Origin of the sequence: Arthrobacter jiangjiafuii (assembly GCF_018622995.1) — a bacterium.
In the GTDB taxonomy this organism is placed as follows: Bacteria; Actinomycetota; Actinomycetes; order Actinomycetales; family Micrococcaceae; genus Arthrobacter_B; species Arthrobacter_B jiangjiafuii.
Genome location: NZ_CP076022.1, coordinates 1,285,439 through 1,302,085, shown reverse-complemented (window position 1 = coordinate 1,302,085; position 16,647 = coordinate 1,285,439). Strand labels below are relative to the sequence as shown.

At 66.4% G+C, this 16,647-nt stretch carries 14 protein-coding genes; 2 read left to right on the top strand and 12 right to left on the bottom strand.

Annotation, left to right across the window (positions count from 1 at the left end; all coding sequences use genetic code 11):
• On the bottom strand, positions 1 to 2,268 hold the full coding sequence (locus tag KKR91_RS06145) for a HelD family protein (RefSeq protein WP_210230684.1): 2,268 nt from the start codon (positions 2,266 to 2,268) through the stop codon (positions 1 to 3).
• Between the two features lie 172 nt (positions 2,269 to 2,440).
• Positions 2,441 to 2,995, bottom strand: coding sequence for an adenine phosphoribosyltransferase (locus tag KKR91_RS06140; protein WP_210230683.1), 555 nt, complete (start codon positions 2,993 to 2,995; stop codon positions 2,441 to 2,443).
• 253 nt (positions 2,996 to 3,248) lie between these two features.
• On the opposite strand from KKR91_RS06140, the gene KKR91_RS06135 reads away from it, so the two are divergent.
• Positions 3,249 to 4,241, top strand: coding sequence for an aldo/keto reductase (locus KKR91_RS06135; protein WP_210230682.1), 993 nt, complete (start codon positions 3,249 to 3,251; stop codon positions 4,239 to 4,241).
• 59 nt (positions 4,242 to 4,300) lie between these two features.
• On the opposite strand, the gene KKR91_RS06130 is transcribed toward KKR91_RS06135, so the two are convergent.
• Entirely contained in the window at positions 4,301 to 4,951 is a 651-nt protein-coding gene (locus tag KKR91_RS06130) for a DNA-3-methyladenine glycosylase (protein WP_210230681.1), read from the bottom strand.
• A gap of 69 nt (positions 4,952 to 5,020) precedes the next feature.
• Positions 5,021 to 5,869: an SRPBCC domain-containing protein gene (locus tag KKR91_RS06125; protein WP_210230680.1), complete on the bottom strand. Its 849-nt coding sequence runs from the start codon at positions 5,867 to 5,869 to the stop codon at positions 5,021 to 5,023.
• Between the two features lie 564 nt (positions 5,870 to 6,433).
• Between KKR91_RS06125 and KKR91_RS06120 the strand changes: the two genes are divergently transcribed.
• Positions 6,434 to 8,050: a DUF222 domain-containing protein gene (locus KKR91_RS06120; RefSeq protein WP_210230678.1), complete on the top strand. Its 1,617-nt coding sequence runs from the start codon at positions 6,434 to 6,436 to the stop codon at positions 8,048 to 8,050.
• Positions 8,051 to 8,359: 309 nt separating this feature from the next.
• On the opposite strand, the gene KKR91_RS06115 is transcribed toward KKR91_RS06120, so the two are convergent.
• The 8 genes from KKR91_RS06115 to argB form a co-directional block, all read right to left on the bottom strand.
• Positions 8,360 to 9,199: a maleylpyruvate isomerase family mycothiol-dependent enzyme gene (locus KKR91_RS06115; protein WP_210230676.1), complete on the bottom strand. Its 840-nt coding sequence runs from the start codon at positions 9,197 to 9,199 to the stop codon at positions 8,360 to 8,362.
• Positions 9,200 to 9,274: 75 nt separating this feature from the next.
• A complete protein-coding gene (locus KKR91_RS06110; protein ID WP_210230675.1) occupies positions 9,275 to 9,793 on the bottom strand; it encodes a pyridoxine/pyridoxamine 5'-phosphate oxidase in 519 nt (172 codons plus the stop codon).
• A 175-nt stretch (positions 9,794 to 9,968) separates the two neighbouring features.
• The gene (gene argH, locus KKR91_RS06105; RefSeq protein WP_210230672.1) at positions 9,969 to 11,426 is read right to left on the bottom strand and encodes an argininosuccinate lyase; all 1,458 of its coding nucleotides are present in this window, start codon (positions 11,424 to 11,426) and stop codon (positions 9,969 to 9,971) included.
• Positions 11,427 to 11,429: 3 nt separating this feature from the next.
• Positions 11,430 to 12,638 (bottom strand): argininosuccinate synthase, encoded by a 1,209-nt coding sequence (locus KKR91_RS06100; protein ID WP_210230671.1) that lies wholly within the window; start codon positions 12,636 to 12,638, stop codon positions 11,430 to 11,432.
• A gap of 133 nt (positions 12,639 to 12,771) precedes the next feature.
• Complete coding sequence (locus KKR91_RS06095; RefSeq protein WP_237686570.1) at positions 12,772 to 13,302, bottom strand: arginine repressor; 531 nt, start codon at positions 13,300 to 13,302, stop codon at positions 12,772 to 12,774.
• Between the two features lie 2 nt (positions 13,303 to 13,304).
• Positions 13,305 to 14,270: an ornithine carbamoyltransferase gene (gene argF, locus KKR91_RS06090; RefSeq protein ID WP_210230668.1), complete on the bottom strand. Its 966-nt coding sequence runs from the start codon at positions 14,268 to 14,270 to the stop codon at positions 13,305 to 13,307.
• Positions 14,267 to 15,691, bottom strand: a complete 1,425-nt coding sequence (locus tag KKR91_RS06085) for an acetylornithine transaminase (RefSeq protein WP_210230666.1) — start codon at positions 15,689 to 15,691, stop codon at positions 14,267 to 14,269. The genes argF and KKR91_RS06085 overlap by 4 nt, the downstream gene beginning before the upstream one ends.
• Positions 15,688 to 16,641 (bottom strand): acetylglutamate kinase, encoded by a 954-nt coding sequence (gene argB / locus KKR91_RS06080; RefSeq protein ID WP_210230665.1) that lies wholly within the window; start codon positions 16,639 to 16,641, stop codon positions 15,688 to 15,690. The genes KKR91_RS06085 and argB overlap by 4 nt, the downstream gene beginning before the upstream one ends.
• Positions 16,642 to 16,647 lie beyond the last annotated feature (6 nt).

Sequence of the window (16,647 nt, the reverse complement as noted above, 5' to 3'; positions counted from 1 at the left end):
TCAGTCTTCTTCTTCGACAATGCCAGCGGGAACCGGGCGTGCAGCAATAAGACGCAGCCGCTGTGTGGGCCGGGTCATCGCCACGTAGAGGTCCCCCACCTTGCCGGCAGCAGCGGTCAGCAGCTCTTCGGGCTCCAGGATGACGACGCCGTCGAACTCCAGGCCCTTGGCTTCCCGGGGCGAGGTGACCACGATGTCCTGCTCCAGGCCTCCCGCGCCGGTGCCCAGGCGGCGGCCGTACACGGCGCCGACTTCCCGGCGGACGGCGTCGAGGTGGTGCTCCTCGGCGATGATCGCCAGCAGCCCGCCCTCGAGCGCGGCCAGGTCCTCGGGCAGGGTCTCCATCAGGCGGGTAATCAGCCCGCCATCGGGCACCTGGTCGATGAACGGCGCCCAGCGGCCTTCGCGGACCGCCTTGGGTGCGGACACCACGAGCCCTGCCGCATTGGCCATCCGCACTGCTGCTTCGGCGATCTGTGCCGGGGTGCGGTAGTTGACGGTGAGCTCTTCGAGGGTCCAGCGCTCCCCCACAAACGGGGTCAGCGCCTGCTGCCAGGAGGTGGCACCGGCAGCGGAACTGGTCTGGGCGATATCGCCGACCACGGTGAAGGACTTCAGCGGGCAGCGGCGCATCAGCAGCCGCCACTGCATCGCGGACAGTTCCTGCGCCTCGTCCACCACGATGTGCCCGAAGGCCCAGGTGCGGTCGACGGCGGCGCGGTCGGCGGCGGTCAGGCGCTCCTCCCCCACGGTGTTGTGGTCGGCCAGGTCCTCGGCGGAGAGGATGCCGTGCGCGCCGGAGTCTTCGAGGAAGCCCTCGGTGTTCTCGATGGCGCGTTCGGCGTTGGCCAGGTCCCGCTTGCGCTGTTCCTCGCGCAGGGCGTGGTCGCGTCCGGCCGAGGCGTCAAGCTCGCCCAGCAGTTCGGCGGCCTCGTCCAGCAGCGGAATGTCGGATTCGGTCCACGGGGCGTCCGGGCTGCGGCGCAGCAGGGCGATTTCCGCATCCGTCAGGGCGGGGGCGGCAGCTTCGAGCTGGCCGGGCTTGCTGAAGAGCTCGGAGAGCAGTTTCTCCGGCGTCATCGGCATCCAGCACAGGTTCAGGGCCACCCGTACATCGCGGGAGCTGCGCACGTCTTCGGCCAGGTAGGCACGGTCGGTGCTGTTGCCGGCGCCGGCCGATTCCTCGAGCTGGTCGGTCAGCTGCTCGGTGAGTTCGCGCAGCAGGATCTTCACGAACGTCACGCGGGCTTCGTTGTGCGGCTTGCCGGTGGCGCGGGCCTTGTCGCGGGCCCGGGCGACCATTTTCGGCGTCAGCGTGAGGATGGTTCCCTCAACGTTCAGGCGGCGCGGTTCCAGGACCATGCGCTGGCGGTTCGCGACGGCGTTGGCCATCACCTCCACCATGTCGATCCGGCCCTTGATTTCGGCGACGTGGGCGTCCTCTTCCTGCACTGCGGTGATGCCGGGCATCAGCTGGCCGAGGCTGGACATCACGACGCCGGTCTCGCCCAGGGAGGGCAGCACACGTTCGATGTAGCGGATGAAGGCATTGGAGGGGCCAACCAGCAGCACGCCGGCTGACTTGAGCCGTTCGCGGTGGGTGTACAGCAGGCAGGCGGCGCGGTGGAGCGCGACGGCGGTCTTGCCCGTTCCCGGTCCGCCCTGCACCACCAGGGTTCCGGCCAGCGGTGCCCGGATAATGCGGTCCTGTTCGGCCTGGATGGTGCCGACGATGTCAGACATCTGTCCGGTGCGCTTGGAGTTCAGCGCGGCCAGCAGGGCGCCTTCTCCCTGCAGGGCGGCTTCCTCTTCGAGCATGCTGTAGTCCAGGACATCGTCTTCGATGGCCTGCACGTTCCTGCCTTTGAGGATCAGGTGGCGGCGTCGTCGTACGCCCTGGCGTTCAAATGCCGTCGCCTGGTAAAAGGTGCCGGCCTCGGGGGCACGCCAGTCGACCATCAGGCGCTGCAGGTCCTCCGTGGAGAGGCCGATACGGCCGATGTAGCGCTCCTCGCCGTCGTCGAGGTCCAACCGGCCGAACACCAGCCGGTCATCCACGGCGTTCAGCTGTGCCAGGCGGTCTTCATACATGGTCGCAAAGGCATCGCGCTCGGAGCGGTTCTGGTGCGAACCGGCGGAGTGGCTGCGCCGCACCTGGGCCAGCTGTTCGCGCTTTTCCTCGCGGAGTTCATCGAGTCGCTGGTACAAACCGGCGACATAGTGTCGCTCATGTTCCAGCTCGTGGTGGGCAGAAGACGTTTCAGGCATGTTCGCGTTCCCTCTCGCAAAGGCAGACCGTCAAGTTTAGCGTGGATTTGGACATTTTCCACGCATTGGGCTAGACGGGGGTGGACACCGGCCCTGCCGGGGTGGTCGTGGCGCGCCGCAGGGGTGCGATGACCGGGCCGCATTACAGCTGCCCGGTCATGACATGGAGCGTCTAGTAAGCGGCCAGCGCGTGGACGGGATAGTCGTGAAGCGCCGTGCGGCCGCCAAGGTCGCGCAGTTCGAGCACGACGCCGAAACCGGCAACAATTCCACCGGCTTGTTCAATGAGGCGGGCCGTGGCGCCGAGCGTCCCGCCGGTGGCCAGAACGTCGTCGAGGATCAGGATCCGCGAGCCGGCAGGGAAATCGTCCTGGTGGACCTCGAGCGTGTTTTCGCTGTATTCCATGGAGTAGCTTTCCGAGTACGTATCGCGCGGCAGCTTGCCGGGCTTGCGGACGGTCAGGACGCCCTTGCCGGCAGCATATGCGGCGGCTGCCGCGAGGAGGAAGCCGCGGGCTTCGATGCCTGCAACGTAGTCAAAGCGGCCCTTGTACTCGGCCAGCAGGGAATCCACGACGGCGCGGAAGGCCTCTCCGCCAGCGAAAACGGGGGTCAGGTCACGGAAGACCACACCCGGCTTGGGGTAGTCCGGTACAACTGCTCCCAGACGTTCGATCGTTTGTTCAATGGTCTCGTTGTTAACCGGTTCTGCCGGGGCATCTTTCACCCGTCCACCTTACCCGCTGCGTCCGCTCCGGCCCGAGCCGTATGAACAGCTGTGGTACTTGTCTCGCCGCCTCCCGTTGTCCTCGAGACAGTCCGAGCGGCGTCACACGGGGCGCGGTCCCGGGCGGGGGTGCAGCCGGGCGGAGTAATCGGCTGGAGGAATAAAGGGGCAACAGACCCCGGTTGGCATGTTTTGGGTGCTTTGGACAGGGCACTAAATTTAACGGCCCCAACAGTCAAGGATTTCAACACATATGGCTAACCTCCACGAAGTGCTTCAGAACAAGATCGGGTTCGGTACGGCCCCGCTGGGAAACATGTTCCGCGACATTCCGCAGGAGGAAGCGCTGGCAACGGTTGAGGCCGCCTGGAACGCGGGCATCCGCTACTTCGACACCGCTCCCTTCTACGGGGCCGGCCTGGCGGAATTACGCCTGGGCGAGGTCCTCTCGGAATACAACCGCGACGAGTATGCGCTTAGCACCAAAGTAGGGCGGCTAATCCTGGATGAAGAGGAGGAAAAAGGCTCCGGCCTCTTCAACCATGGGCGGTCGAACAAGATCGCCACGGATTACACCGCAGATGCGACCCTGCGGTCCATCGAGGAGAGCCTGAACAGGCTGAAGACGGACCGCCTGGACTTTGTGTTCATACATGACACATCCCGGGATTTCCTCGGGGATGAGTGGGTAAGCAAGTTCGACGAGGCGAGGACCGGCGCTTTCCGGGTACTCGCCCGGCTACAGGACGAGGGCGTGATCAACGGGTGGGGCCTCGGCGTCAACACCACCGAGCCGATCGAACTGGCTATGGACATGGACGAGGCTGCGCCGACCATGAGCCTCTCCGCCACTCAATACACGCTGCTGCAGCACGAGCGTGCCCTGCAGCGCATGATGCCCGCTGCGCTGGAGAAAGGCGTCGGCATCGTGGTCGGCGGACCGTTCAACTCCGGCGCACTGCTGGGCGGCAATTACTTCGACTACGCCGAAATCCCCCCGCAGGTCAAGGCTCGGATTGCTGAGCTGACCTCGATCGCCCAGCTGCACGAGGTGAGCCTCAAGGCCGCTGCCCTGCAGTTCTCAACCGCCCACCCCGCTGTGGCTGCGGTCATCCCGGGCTCCAGCCGGCCTGAACGCGTCGCGGAGGATATTGCCGCGATGAAGGTTGAGATTCCGGGCGCCTTCTGGGACGACCTGCTGGAAAAGAAGCTCATTTCAGCACAGGCTCCGCTTCCGCGCTCCTAGCAGGCGGCTTCGCGGGACGGCGTTCGGGATGGCACTCATCCCGAACGCAGTCCTGCGTTTCACGGCCGGAGGGCCGTCGCTCCTGCGGCCGTCCGGCGCCGCGGCTGCGCGGGACGGTACTTGGAAACAGTTGGCTCTCCGGTAAGCCAGTAGCGCCAGGGGTACTCGATGCTGCCGCCGGGTCCGCTGACACCGACGCGCGGCCCGGTGGATACGGCGGCCGGCGGCGTCGGGTGGGCAGGCAGCTCCAGCCGCAGCGGTGCGGCAAAGACATCGGCTCCGTCCAGTTTCCGGTTGATCCCCAGGGCCTGGGCCAGCCGGGCCGGGCCGCGGGCCAGATCCAGGTCGGTCCGAGGGTTGCCGCGGCGTTCCCGGGCTGTTTCGATGCCGTCGACGATCTCCCCGGCCCGCAGCAGCAGCCCCGTGGCCTGGCCGTCAACGCCGCAGACGACGTTGGCGCAGTAGTGCATTCCATACGTGAAGTAGACGTAAAGGTGTCCGGCCGGGCCGAACATCGTATTGTTCCGGGCGGTGCGGCCGCGGAAGGCATGGGAACCGGGATCCACGTCCCCCATGTAGGCCTCTACCTCGGTGATACGTACGCTCACTGGTTCGCCGCCGTCGTCGTGCGTCAAAACCGATCCGAGCAGGAGCGGGGCTGCATCGATAGCGGGGACCGCCAGCCGTAAGCGGGTGCTTGTCTCATCCATCTTCCGACCGTAGCAAGAGCCGGTGCCGTGGCCGGAATCGGGCCCCCTGGGCCTGGTGCGGGGAGCCCGTCAGACCATCCCGCGGTAGAACCTGCGGAGTGCGGCAAGGCGGTGCGAATTGGGATGCGGGGTCTGGCCGTCGAGCTGGTCGCGTACCGCGTCGAGGCCTGCGTGCCAGGCGGCAAGCAGCGCGGCTGTTTGATCCTGGCTTCCGGTGGCCGGTTCCCGGAGAGTGGCTTTGGTTTCGTGCCCGTCGTCGGTCATTTCCAGTTGTGCGTCCCCGCCAAGTTCCAAGGTTCTGCCGACCGCCTCCACTGCCGCTTCCACATCCTCCGACGGCGCCCGGTACCAGCGTTCAAACACCAGCTCGGCGTCGTCGCCCGCGCCGATCACCCTTCCCATCGTGGGCGAGACATCGAATTCGCGGGAGTACGCATCGCGCAGGGCCAGCCACTGCTCCATGCTGTCAGGATCCGGCTCCCGTCCCGCGGCGACGTTGGCGAAGGAGTTCAGGATCCCCTGCCAGCCTGCGCTGCCCTCGGCCAGGAAATCAGGGGTATCGGTGCGGGAACGGAACTGCAGGAGGGCTCCCCCGCCGCTCTCCAGGACCTGCCACTCCAGTACGGATTCCAACCCCAGCTGGTCCTCCCACGTGATCTGCAGGCTGGAGCGCGGTTCGAGCTGCAGGACTGTACCCGAGGTGCTGCCGCCGTCCATCTCCAGCGTGTATTCCTTGCCCAGCTGCCATTGCGGGGTCACCTGTCCCAACCAATGGGAGACCTTTTCCGGATTGGTCAGGATGTCCCAGATATGGGCGGTCGGATAGTCGAACTGATGGTCGAAGGCAACCGCATAGCCATCGGAGAGCTTTTCGATCCGCCCTTCGAGAACGGGTAACGCACCGGACTGTTCAGGCATGGCCGCCGTCCTTCTGATCGGTGGGAACCACGGTTTGGTGTTCCAGCGTAGCCGCGGTCCGGAGAGTCCGTAAGCCCGCTGGGCTGTCCTGCATGGGGCGCCCGATACCTGCTGTTCAGGCACCTGTTCCAAGAACGACTGCGGCAGGTACGTGTGGCCGAAGGGTGCCTGGGCAGCCGGGCTTCCGGTGCTAAGCGTCCTCAAGCTGCTAAATCTGACGTTTGACCTGCGGAGATGATCGGCGGCGGAAATGTCGGTGGTGGTTGAAAGTATGTGTTCATGGACACAACAACGACGTTTGGCCAACGAATCAACCCTCCACCTGACGCTGCCTGGCGCGATGGATTTCAGGGGTGGGATCCGGTGTGGGACACACAGCCGCCCGATCCCCACCGGCCACCCGATCCCGATTGGCCACCCGATCCAAAGCCGCCGGACCCATGCTGGCCGCCCGGATCCATCCCGTTCGATCCGCTGTGGGCCTCAGGCTCCCGTTCCACCCCCTTGGAGGACGACGGCGGCGGCTGCGGTGGCGCGCGTGCCGGCTGCGCTGCCAGCGAGTGCATGACGTTCCGTACGAGCCGCCGTGGTCCTGTTGCCACTCTGCAGGCTCCGGAAGGCGCTCTCCTCAAGGGATTTACCGGATCCCTCGGCCTGCGCGGTGCATCCGCCCTCGACCAGGAGCTGACAGGTGCCGCACTGCAGGATTTACGGCTTTTGGAAGGCTGGGCCGCTGCGGCCAAGGTGCGCCTGGTGCACCGCCAGCACCTGCTCATGATCGACGAACTCGACCGCTTCGACCGGCAGCGTGATGCCGAGGAAGCGGAACGCAGGGCAGCCAGCAACGCCGACAGAGACAAACCAGACGGCGGCGAGACGGACGGCGGCGCACCCTCAGGTCCTGGTCCGGGCCCGGCAGCCCGTTCTCGAGCAGGTGCCGGTTCCCGTTTTCGGGGTGCCGACCGCAGTCTGGCGTTCAGTCTCACCGCCACGGAGATCGCTACCTTGTTCCGGATTCCCGAGGGAACCGCCATGGCTCTGGTCGAGGAAGCCGACGACCTGTGCATCCGTTGCCCCGAGACCCTGCACCAGCTGGAAACCGGGGCGATCACTCTGGCCCAGGCCCGGACCATCCTGGACCAGACCAGAACGCTGATGAACCCCGAACCTGTGGCTGGCGCGGCCTCGGGTGATGCCGGTGACTCTGGCGACGGGGCTGAGCCTGAGAACGACCCTGACGATGCCGGGCAGTTGAAGGATCAATCAGATGACGAGGCTGCGCTCCTGTTTCCGCCCGGTGCCGCTGCGGCCCTTGAGCAGGAACTGCTCACTCTGGCACCGGAGCTCACCAACGCACAGCTGACCCGGAAAGCCCGAAGACTGCGCGAACGGAGCTTTCCGCAGAGCATTCCGGTCCGGCACCGGACCGCCTTCGAGCAGCGCAGGGTCTGGTTCCAACCCAAACCCGACGGGATGGGACACCTGACCGCCTGCCTTCCCGCGGCCCAGGGCCAGCAGATCTATGGTGCGCTCACCGGAGCCGCCCGTGGAGAGCAGGCTCAGGGCGACCCGCGCGGTCTGGACCAGCTGCGCACCGACATCCTCGCGTCTTTGCTCCTGCACACTCCCGAACCTTGGATCGGTGCTGCCCCCGGTAGCGGTGCTCACTCCGGCACCGGGGCTCACGCGGGCACCGGGGCTCACGCGGGCACCGGGGCTCACGCGGGCATTGACCATGAAGGTGCCGGCGGTGACTCTGAGGATATTGGCTCTGGCGGTACCGACTCTGACGATGGCGATGATCTTCCGTCGCTGCCACCGGGTACGGTCGCGGAAATCATGGTCCTGATCAACGCCGACACACTCTTCGGCGCCGATGATGCTCCGGCCGAGCTGGCCGGCTACGGGCCCATCACCGCCGAAGCCGCCCGCCGGCTCGCCCGCACCGCGCTGCGGTGGACCGGCTTGGTCCAGGACCGGGCCACGGGTCAGATTCTGGGCGTGGGGCGGCGACGTAAAGTGCCGGCCGGACTGCGGCGGTGGCTGCAGGCGCGAGACCAGACCTGTCGGTTCCCCGGCTGCAGCACCGGAACCTCCCGCGCGGAAGCAGACCACCCCGCTGGGCCGGCACTACTCGACCCAACCGGAGCTCACGCTCTCACCACAAGACCGGACAGCTGACCATCCGGCTGCGGGCTCACGGCCATCCGTCGGGCGAGTTCCTCTGGCCACTGTGTTTTCCCGAGAAGACACTGGATCAGGAAAGGACCAGGACGATCCGGCACCGTTCTAAGACGCCGGCAGCTGATGCTGGGCGGCAGTGTGGACTGATAGGTCCGGATGCTTCAGCGCATCGGGCCTTCCGACAGCTTGTTCGTCACGCGGCTAAAGCGGTCCAAACGCCTACTCGACCGTTTCGGAAGCCCACTTTTCCTGTTGCGGATCCCACTTGTCCGGTCCGGATGCTTGCTTGCTCGATTCACCCGCCCCCTACTTGGCCGGCAGTGCTGACGGCCAGGGCAGAAGTGCCGGAAGCTCCACTCCGTCGGCTGCGGCTTCGGCACGCAGGCTACCCAGATTCGGGTTCCGGCCGGCCAGCCAGGCAGCAATGTCCGTTGCCATGCCGTTGACAGATACCGTTCGGGACCTGGCAGTGGCAGCGGTGGCAGCGTCCTCAGAGGTACTGGCAAGAATCCGCGGTGCCATACCGAACGGCTGGACACTCAACCGCAGATCGGAGGGAACCCGAGCTGCCAGGAAACCGAAAAGATGCTCACAAAACAGCGGTGTCCAGGCATCGGCCTCGACGCCCACGTTGAGGTCCGTCAGGTGGATGACGAGTTCGCGCCACAGGGCAAGTCCCCCATCGCGGACGATGCCGTCACGGTAGGAGATCGGAACGTCCCAGTCCGACTCCCCTAACCGGTGGAAAGCGGCGAGTGCACGGTCCAGTGCCGTGTCCAGATCAGCCCGCTGCCTGTCGGCACTCCGGACCGATCCTTCCTCAATGGCCCGGTTCCTGCCATCGACACCGCCGTCGTACAAATCGATGGTCTCGCCGGCGGCGGCGTATTCGAGCTGCCGAGCCATGCCATCGGCCACACCGGCCACATGTGCCAGTACATGGCCACGCGACCAACCAGGAAGACCGGAGGGAGCCCGGACGTCGGCATCGGTCAGCGGGACAAGATGCTCCCGGAAAGCCGAAGCCGCCTCGTCCAGCAGGGATACCAGCTGTTCGGGGCCAGGACGCGGTCCCGGCTTGGGCACCGAAGAGGCGGGAGCAGAACCAGGGACAGCGGAACCAGGGACATCAGGGAGACCAGTCATGGACCCACTGTAGGGGTGATCGGGCCTAAAGTGCGGCAGCGGCAGAGCGCCGGAGCCCTGAGGCGGCGGGCGGCGTCAAAGGTCATAACGGTGACGGATATGCTGCCGGCCCGGGTCTGCCTGCCAGAACTCAATCTCCCGCGGCTGCAGCGCGTAGAGCTGCCACTCCGGATTCCCGGCGCCATCCGCAGCAGGCCGCTCCTCCCAGTCACGCTCCGAAGCAGCTCGTGAGAGCTCCACCACGGTTCCGCTCAGACGAATCTGCCGACCCATTTCCGCCCAGTAGAAGTTCATGGCGGCATGCGGATTCTCCGACAGTTCCCGCCCCTTGCGCGAGGTGCGGGAGGTGGCGAAGTGCCATCCGTCGTCGTCCAGGTTTTTCAGGATGAGCATCCGGGAGGACAGGTTCCCGGCTGCATCAGCTGTCGCCAGGGAGAACGCATGGGGCTGGCGGACACCCGTTGCAAGGGCCTCGTCCAGCCAGGAACGGAACAGAACCGATGGATCGGCGGGCGCCGAACCGGGGTCAAACCCCGGAAGGTCGTCAGGAAAATCCGGCAGGGCACGCAGCACTAATCGGAAGGAGTCGCTCATGGGCCAAGGGTAGCCATGGATCTGGCGCGTGCGACAGATTGGTGCGGAGCAGAGCCGCCGACAGCAAAGGCGGTGCCCCAGCGGGAAAGCTTCCCACCGGGGCACCGCCTAGTGCGGTTCGGTACTTCACACGTCGGGCAATCCGGACATACCCGGCAGTCCCGACTGTCCCGAGCTACGCGATGTAGCTGCGCGCTTTATCCACTTCAAGCTTCAGCGCCGCCAGCTGCTGCTCCACTGCGGACTGTGCCGTACCACCCTGGGCGCTGCGGCTGCCGAGGGAACCTTCGGTGCTCAGGACGGTGCGGACTTCCGGAGTCAGGTGCTCGGAAATCCCGGCATAGTCCTCGTCCGTCAGATCCCAGAGTTCAACCCCGCGGCCCTCGGCCAGCTTAACGGCAGCACCGGAGAGCTCGTGCGCTTCGCGGAACGGAACTCCCTGGCGGACCAGCCACTCGGCAATATCGGTAGCCAGGGCAAAGCCCTGCGGTGCCAGTGCCTGCATGCGCTCGGTGTTGAACGTCAGGGTCGCAATCATGCCGGATACAGCCGGAAGCAGGACCTCCAGAGTGTCGGCAGCGTCGAAGACCGGTTCCTTGTCTTCCTGCAGGTCCCGGTTGTACGCCAGAGGCAGCCCCTTGAGGGTGGCCAGCAGTCCGGTCAGGTCACCGATCAGGCGGCCGGCCTTGCCACGCGCAAGCTCGGCCACATCGGGGTTCTTCTTCTGCGGCATGATCGAGGATCCCGTGGAGAAAGCATCGTCCAGGGTCACAAAGGAGAATTCCTTGGTGGCCCAGATAATGATTTCCTCGCTGATCCGGGACAGGTCAACGCCAATCATGGCCGCAACCCAGGAGAACTCGGCGTAGACATCGCGGGAAGCGGTGCCGTCAATGGAGTTCCAGACCGCTGAGTCGAAACCCAGCTCGGCAGCGACAGCGTTCGGATCCAGGCCCAGCGAAGATCCGGCCAGGGCGCCGGAACCGTACGGTGACACGGCGGCACGCTTGTCCCAGTCCATCAGGCGCTGCACATCGCGCAGCAGCGCCCAGGCATGGGCCAGCAGGTGGTGGCTAAGCAATACCGGCTGGGCGTGCTGCAGGTGGGTGCGGCCGGGCATGGCCACACCCAAATGCTTTTCGGACTGCTCCACCAGGGCATCCACAGTCGCCAGAACACCGGCGGCGATGATGCGGGCATGGTCGCGCAGGTACATGCGGCCCAGCGTGGCGATCTGGTCGTTACGGGACCGGCCGGCGCGGAGCTTGCCGCCCAGGGCCGGACCGGCACGCTCAATCAGCCCGCGCTCCAGGGAGCCGTGAACATCCTCATCCGACTCCGCGGGAGCGTAGGCACCCGAGCGGACATCGGCGTCGAGCTGATCCAGAGCGGAGAGCATGCCCGCCAGTTCGGCGTCGTCGAGCAGCCCGGCGGTGTGCAGCACACGGGCATGGGCCCGCGAGCCGGCAATGTCGTAGCCGGCAAGCCGCCAGTCGAAGTGGGTGGACTTGCTCAGCGCCGCAAGGGCATCAGCGGGACCGCCGGCAAAGCGGCCACCCCACAAGGCGCCCTGAACGGTGGAGCCAGCTGATCCGGTGCCGGTTGCGTCAACCGGCGGCTTGCCGTGATTCATTTCCTACTTACCTTCTGCCACACGCTGGTCGCGGCCGGAGGCCACCTTGGAGGACATGCCGAACAGCTCGATGAAGCCGCGCGCCATGGACTGGTCGAAGCTGTCGCCGGTGTCGTACGTGGCCAGGTTGAAGTCGTACAGCGAGGTATCGGAACGGCGTCCGGTCACCACGGCACGGCCACCCTGCATGTTCATGCGGATGTCGCCGGAGACGTACTTCTGGGTGTCGTCGATGAACGCATCCAGGGACTTCTTCAGCGGGGAGAACCACTGGCCGTCGTAGACCAGTTCGGTCCAGCGCTGGCCCACGGTCTTCTTGAAGCGGGACTGCTCGCGCTCCACCGTGACGTTTTCGAGCTCGCGGTGTGCAGCCATCAGCGCCATGGCGCCGGGAGCTTCATAGATTTCGCGGCTCTTGATGCCCACAAGGCGGTCTTCGACAATGTCGATCCGGCCAATGCCCTGGGCACCGGCGCGGAGGTTCATCTGCTCGATGGCCTGCAGCGGAGTGACGGGCTTGCCGTCGATGGCCACCGGAATGCCTTCCTTGAAGGTGATGACCACTTCGTCGGCGGCAAGGCCGGCGGCGGGGTCGGAGGTGTACTCGTACACGTCCGGGGTGGGGCCGTTCCAGATGTCTTCCAGGAAGCCGGTTTCCACGGCGCGTCCCCAGACGTTGGCGTCAATGGAGAACGGGTTCTTCTTCGTGGTGACGATCGGCAGGTTCTTTTCCTCGGCAAAGGCGATGGCCTTGTCGCGGGTCAGGGCCAGGTCGCGGACCGGGGCGATGCACTTCAGGTCCGGGCCCAGAGTCTGGATGCCGACTTCGAAGCGGACCTGGTCGTTGCCCTTGCCGGTGCAGCCGTGCGAGACGGTGGTGGCACCGAACTGGCGGGCCGCTGCCACGAGGTGCTTGACGATCACCGGGCGGGACAGGGCGGAGACGAGGGGGTAGGAATCCATGTACAGGCCGTTGGCCTTCAGGGCCGGCATGCAGTACTCGGAGGCGAATTCGTCCCGGGCATCTGCAACGTAGGCTTCGACGGCGCCGCAGGCCAGGGCACGCTGGCGGATGGTCTCCAGGGACTCGCCGCCCTGTCCGACGTCGACTGCCACGGCGATCACTTCGGCGCCGGTTGCCTCGGCAATCCAGCCAATGGCTACTGAGGTATCAAGGCCACCGGAGTAGGCCAGAACAATGCGTTCGCTCACGAAATATGCTCCTCTTGCGTTTTGCGCAGCCTCTGCAGGCTGCCTATTGATGAAGGTAGGTGGAAAGTTGTGGGGGCGGTACCGCAATCGCTGCCGGTGCCGCACGGGATGGGGAAACTCCGGGAGCGGGAAGCTACAGGATGCGGCTGTCCGGAGCCTGCCCGGTGGCGGTGGCCTCATCGGCGATACGCAGGAAACGCGCCGCGACGTCGGCACCGCCGTCGGGCGCCCGGGTCACCATAAGCACCGTGTCATCACCGGCGATGGTGCCCAGAATCGAGGGGAGCACCGAATGGTCGATGGCCAGGGCCAGGAAGTTCGCTGCTCCCGGCGGAGTCCGCAGCACCACAATGTTGCCTGAGGCTTCGGCGGTAACCAGCAATTCTCCGCAGAGCCTGGCCAACCGCGCGTCCAGGACCTCCGGAGTCACACCGGACTGCGGAGCCCGCTGGCCTCCCTCGGACGGGACCGCGTAGACCAGCATTCCCTCCTTGCCGCGCATGCGCACCGCACCGAGTTCCACGAGGTCGCGGGACAGCGTGGCCTGGGTGACCTGGACGCCGTCGTCGGCAAGCAGCGCGGCCAGCTCGGCCTGGGAACGGACGGACAGGCTGGTCAGCAGGGAGCGGATGCGCGCCTGCCGGGCGGTTTTAGTGGCGGGCATCGTCATGACTTGCCCTCCGCAACGCCGGTGAGGCCGGAGCGGGCCATCAGCCACACCATCAGAGCCTTTTGCGCATGCAGCCGGTTTTCGGCCTCGTCCCACACCACTGACTGCGGCCCGTCGATCACGTCGGCGGCGATTTCGTAGCCTCGGTAGGCGGGCAGGCAATGCAGGACGACGGCGTCATCCGCGGCCTGAGCCATCGCTGCGGCATCCACGGCATAACTGCGGAACAGCTCGGAGCGGGCCGCTTTTTCGTCCTCCTGGCCCATGGAAACCCAGGTGTCGGTAGCGACGACGTCGGCACCGGCCAGCGCCTCGGCCGGATCGGTGGTGATCATCACCGATCCGCCGGTCTCCTCGGCACGGGCGGCCGCGGCGTCGACAATCAGCGGATCCGGAAGGTACCCGACCGGCCCAGCAACCCGGACGTGCATGCCTGCGGTAACGCCGGCGAGCAGGTAGGAGTTGGCCATGTTGTTCGCGCAGTCCCCCAAATAGGTCAGGGTCAGACCGGCGAGCTTGCCCTTGTGCTCACGGATGGTCATCAGATCAGCCAGCAGCTGGCACGGATGGTAGTCATCGGACAGGGCATTGATGACCGGAACCGCTGAGTTCGCAGCCATCTCTTCCAGCCCGGACTGGGCGTACGTGCGCCACACGATGGTGGAGACCATGCGCTCCAGCACCTTGGTGGTGTCCGCAACGCTTTCCTTGTGGCCAAGCTGGGACTCCCCCGCACCGATGATCAGCGGAACGCCGCCAAGATCGGCGATGCCGGCGGCGAAGGACACCCGGGTGCGGGTGGAGGTCTTATCGAAGATAACGGCAACGGTCTTACGGCCCGTAGCAGCACCGGCATAGGGCTGGTACTTGTTGCGGTCCTTCTTCAGGACATCGGCAAGGTCCAGCACTTCGGTCTGTTCGGCCTGGGTGAGGTCGGTGTCGATCAGGAAATGGCGGGTCATGATTGTCCTTCTGTTTTTCCGGTGGTTCCGGTAGCGCGGGCTGCCGCCAGGATTCCCGGCAGTGCATTCACGAACGAGTCGGCCTGGTCGCGGGTCAGGATCAGCGGCGGAGCCAGGCGCAGCGTGTGCGGGCCGGTGGCGTTGATGATGAAGCCTGCCTCCAGCGCAGCGGCGACGGCGGCGGGAGCGGGTGCGACGGCGGCGGGTGCAGGTGCGACGGCGGCGGGTGCGGGTGCGACGGCGGCGGGTGCGGGTGCGGTGCCGGCCGTGCCGCCGGCGGGTGCCGGCGCTGTGTCGGGATCGAGGTCAAACCCTATAAGCAGGCCCTCGCCCCGGACCTCGGCGACGCCGGGAACCGCTGCCAGCGCGGCCCGCAGATGGGCTCCCATATCCCGGACCTGGGCCAGCAGTCCGGAAGATTCGATGACGTGCAGCGTTGCCAGCGAGGCAGCGGTGGCCACCGGATTGCCGCCGAAGGTGGTCCCGTGCTGGCCGGCGGAGAGCAGCGATGACGTCGTCTCGCCGAACGTGATCAGCGCTCCGACGGGGAACCCGCCGCCCAGGCCTTTGGCCAGGGTCATGGCGTCCGGAAGGACCCCTTCGGAGGCGAACCACTTTCCGGTGCGCCCGATGCCGGTCTGGACTTCGTCCACGATCAGCAGGGCACCGGCGGCAGCGGTGATCTCGCGGGCCGCCTGCAGGTAGCCCTCAGGCAGCGGGCGGACCCCGGCCTCCCCTTGGATCGGCTCGATGAAGACGGCGGCAACGGTCTCATCCACTGCCGTGCGGAGGGCCTCGACGTCGCCGAAGGGCACATGCTCCACTCCCCCGGGCAGCGGCTCAAACGGTTCGCGGTAGGCCTTCTTGGCCGTCAGGGCCAGCGCGCCAAGGGTCCGGCCGTGGAAGGCGCCGTCCAGGGCGATGATCCGGGTGCGCTGCACCGCGCCGTCCGGACTGACGGTTCCGGTGTTGCGGCGGGCCAGCTTGAACGCTGCTTCGTTGGCTTCGGTGCCGGAGTTGGCGAAGAAGACCTTCGACCCGGCCGGTGCGCCGGAGAGCGCCAGCAGCTTTTCGGCCAGTGCCACCTGAGTGGGACTGGTGAAGAAGTTGGAGACGTGGCCGAGAGTGGCCAGCTGGCTGCTGATCACCGAGGTCAGGAACGGGTGCGCATGGCCGAGGGCGTTGACCGCAATCCCGCCCAGCAGGTCAAGGTATTCCTTGCCGTCGGCATCCCAGACGGTGCAGCCGTTGCCGCGGACCAGGACGCGCTGCGGCGTGCCGAAGACACCCATCAGCGAGGAGCCGTAGCGGCGCAGCCAGTCCTCGGAGGAACCCGTGAGTTCCGCGAGGGCGGCATCGGCGTCCAACCCGGAAGGTGCGGTCAGCGGGCTGGTCTGTCCGCTCAGGGCCTGGTTTCTCATGCCTTTTCCTCCGGAACTACCTGCGTGCCGATGCCGGCGGTGGTGAAGACCTCGAGCAGCATGGAGTGGGCCATCCGGCCGTCCACGACGGCGGCACGGTCCACACCACCGTCGACCGCTGCCAGGCAGGCCTGCATCTTGGGAATCATCCCGGCTTCCAGGGACGGCAGCATCTCGCGCAGTTCCCCGGCGGTAATCGCGGAAATCAGCGACGTCCGGTCCGGCCAGTTGGAGTAGAGGCCCTCGATGTCGGTGAGGACCACCAGACGTGAGGCACCCAGCGCAACGGCGAGGGCGGATGCGGCGGTGTCGGCATTGACGTTGAGCACCTGGCTGGTGAGGCCGCCGTCGTCGTCGATTTCCGGAGCGACGGTGGAGATCACGGGGATCCGTCCGGCTTCGATCAGGTCGATGATGGCGCTGGGGTTCACTCCGGTCACCTCGCCGACCAGCCCGAGGTCCACTTCTTCGCCGTCGACAATGGTGCCGGTGCGAACGGCCTGCAGCAGGCCGCCGTCTTCGCCGGAGAGGCCGACGGCGTAGGGGCCGTGGGCGTTGATCATGCCGACCAGTTCGCGGCCGACCTGCCCGGTGAGGACCATCCGGACGGCGTCCATGGCTTCGGGCGTGGTGACGCGCAGTCCGCCCTTGAACTCGGACTTGATGCCCAGGCGCTCGAGCAGGGCGCTGATCTGCGGGCCGCCGCCGTGCACGACGACGGGGTGGACGCCCACGTGGTGCAGGAAGACGATGTCTTCAGCAAAGGCGCGGCGCAGCTCATCGTTGACCATGGCGTTGCCGCCGTACTTGATGACCATGATGGAGCCGGCGAACCGCTGGATCCAGGGCAGCGCCTCAATGAGGGTTGCGGCCTTGTCCTGGGCGGCCAGCTGTTCCTGGGTCTGGGCCTGTGTCTTGGCCGGATCCTGGGCCTGTGTGGATGTACTCATGATGTC

Coding starts and splice junctions, on each gene's coding strand:
- KKR91_RS06145 (WP_210230684.1), bottom strand. CDS start 2,268: ATGCCTGAAACGTCTTCTGCCCACCACGAGCTGGAACATGAGCGACAC.
- KKR91_RS06120 (WP_210230678.1), top strand. CDS start 6,434: ATGACGTTCCGTACGAGCCGCCGTGGTCCTGTTGCCACTCTGCAGGCT.
- KKR91_RS06085 (WP_210230666.1), bottom strand. CDS start 15,691: ATGAGAAACCAGGCCCTGAGCGGACAGACCAGCCCGCTGACCGCACCT.
- KKR91_RS06135 (WP_210230682.1), top strand. CDS start 3,249: ATGGCTAACCTCCACGAAGTGCTTCAGAACAAGATCGGGTTCGGTACG.
- KKR91_RS06110 (WP_210230675.1), bottom strand. CDS start 9,793: ATGAGCGACTCCTTCCGATTAGTGCTGCGTGCCCTGCCGGATTTTCCT.
- argF (WP_210230668.1), bottom strand. CDS start 14,270: ATGACCCGCCATTTCCTGATCGACACCGACCTCACCCAGGCCGAACAG.
- KKR91_RS06125 (WP_210230680.1), bottom strand. CDS start 5,869: ATGCCTGAACAGTCCGGTGCGTTACCCGTTCTCGAAGGGCGGATCGAA.
- KKR91_RS06115 (WP_210230676.1), bottom strand. CDS start 9,199: ATGACTGGTCTCCCTGATGTCCCTGGTTCCGCTGTCCCTGGTTCTGCT.
- KKR91_RS06130 (WP_210230681.1), bottom strand. CDS start 4,951: ATGGATGAGACAAGCACCCGCTTACGGCTGGCGGTCCCCGCTATCGAT.
- argH (WP_210230672.1), bottom strand. CDS start 11,426: ATGAATCACGGCAAGCCGCCGGTTGACGCAACCGGCACCGGATCAGCT.
- KKR91_RS06095 (WP_237686570.1), bottom strand. CDS start 13,302: ATGCCCGCCACTAAAACCGCCCGGCAGGCGCGCATCCGCTCCCTGCTG.
- argB (WP_210230665.1), bottom strand. CDS start 16,641: ATGAGTACATCCACACAGGCCCAGGATCCGGCCAAGACACAGGCCCAG.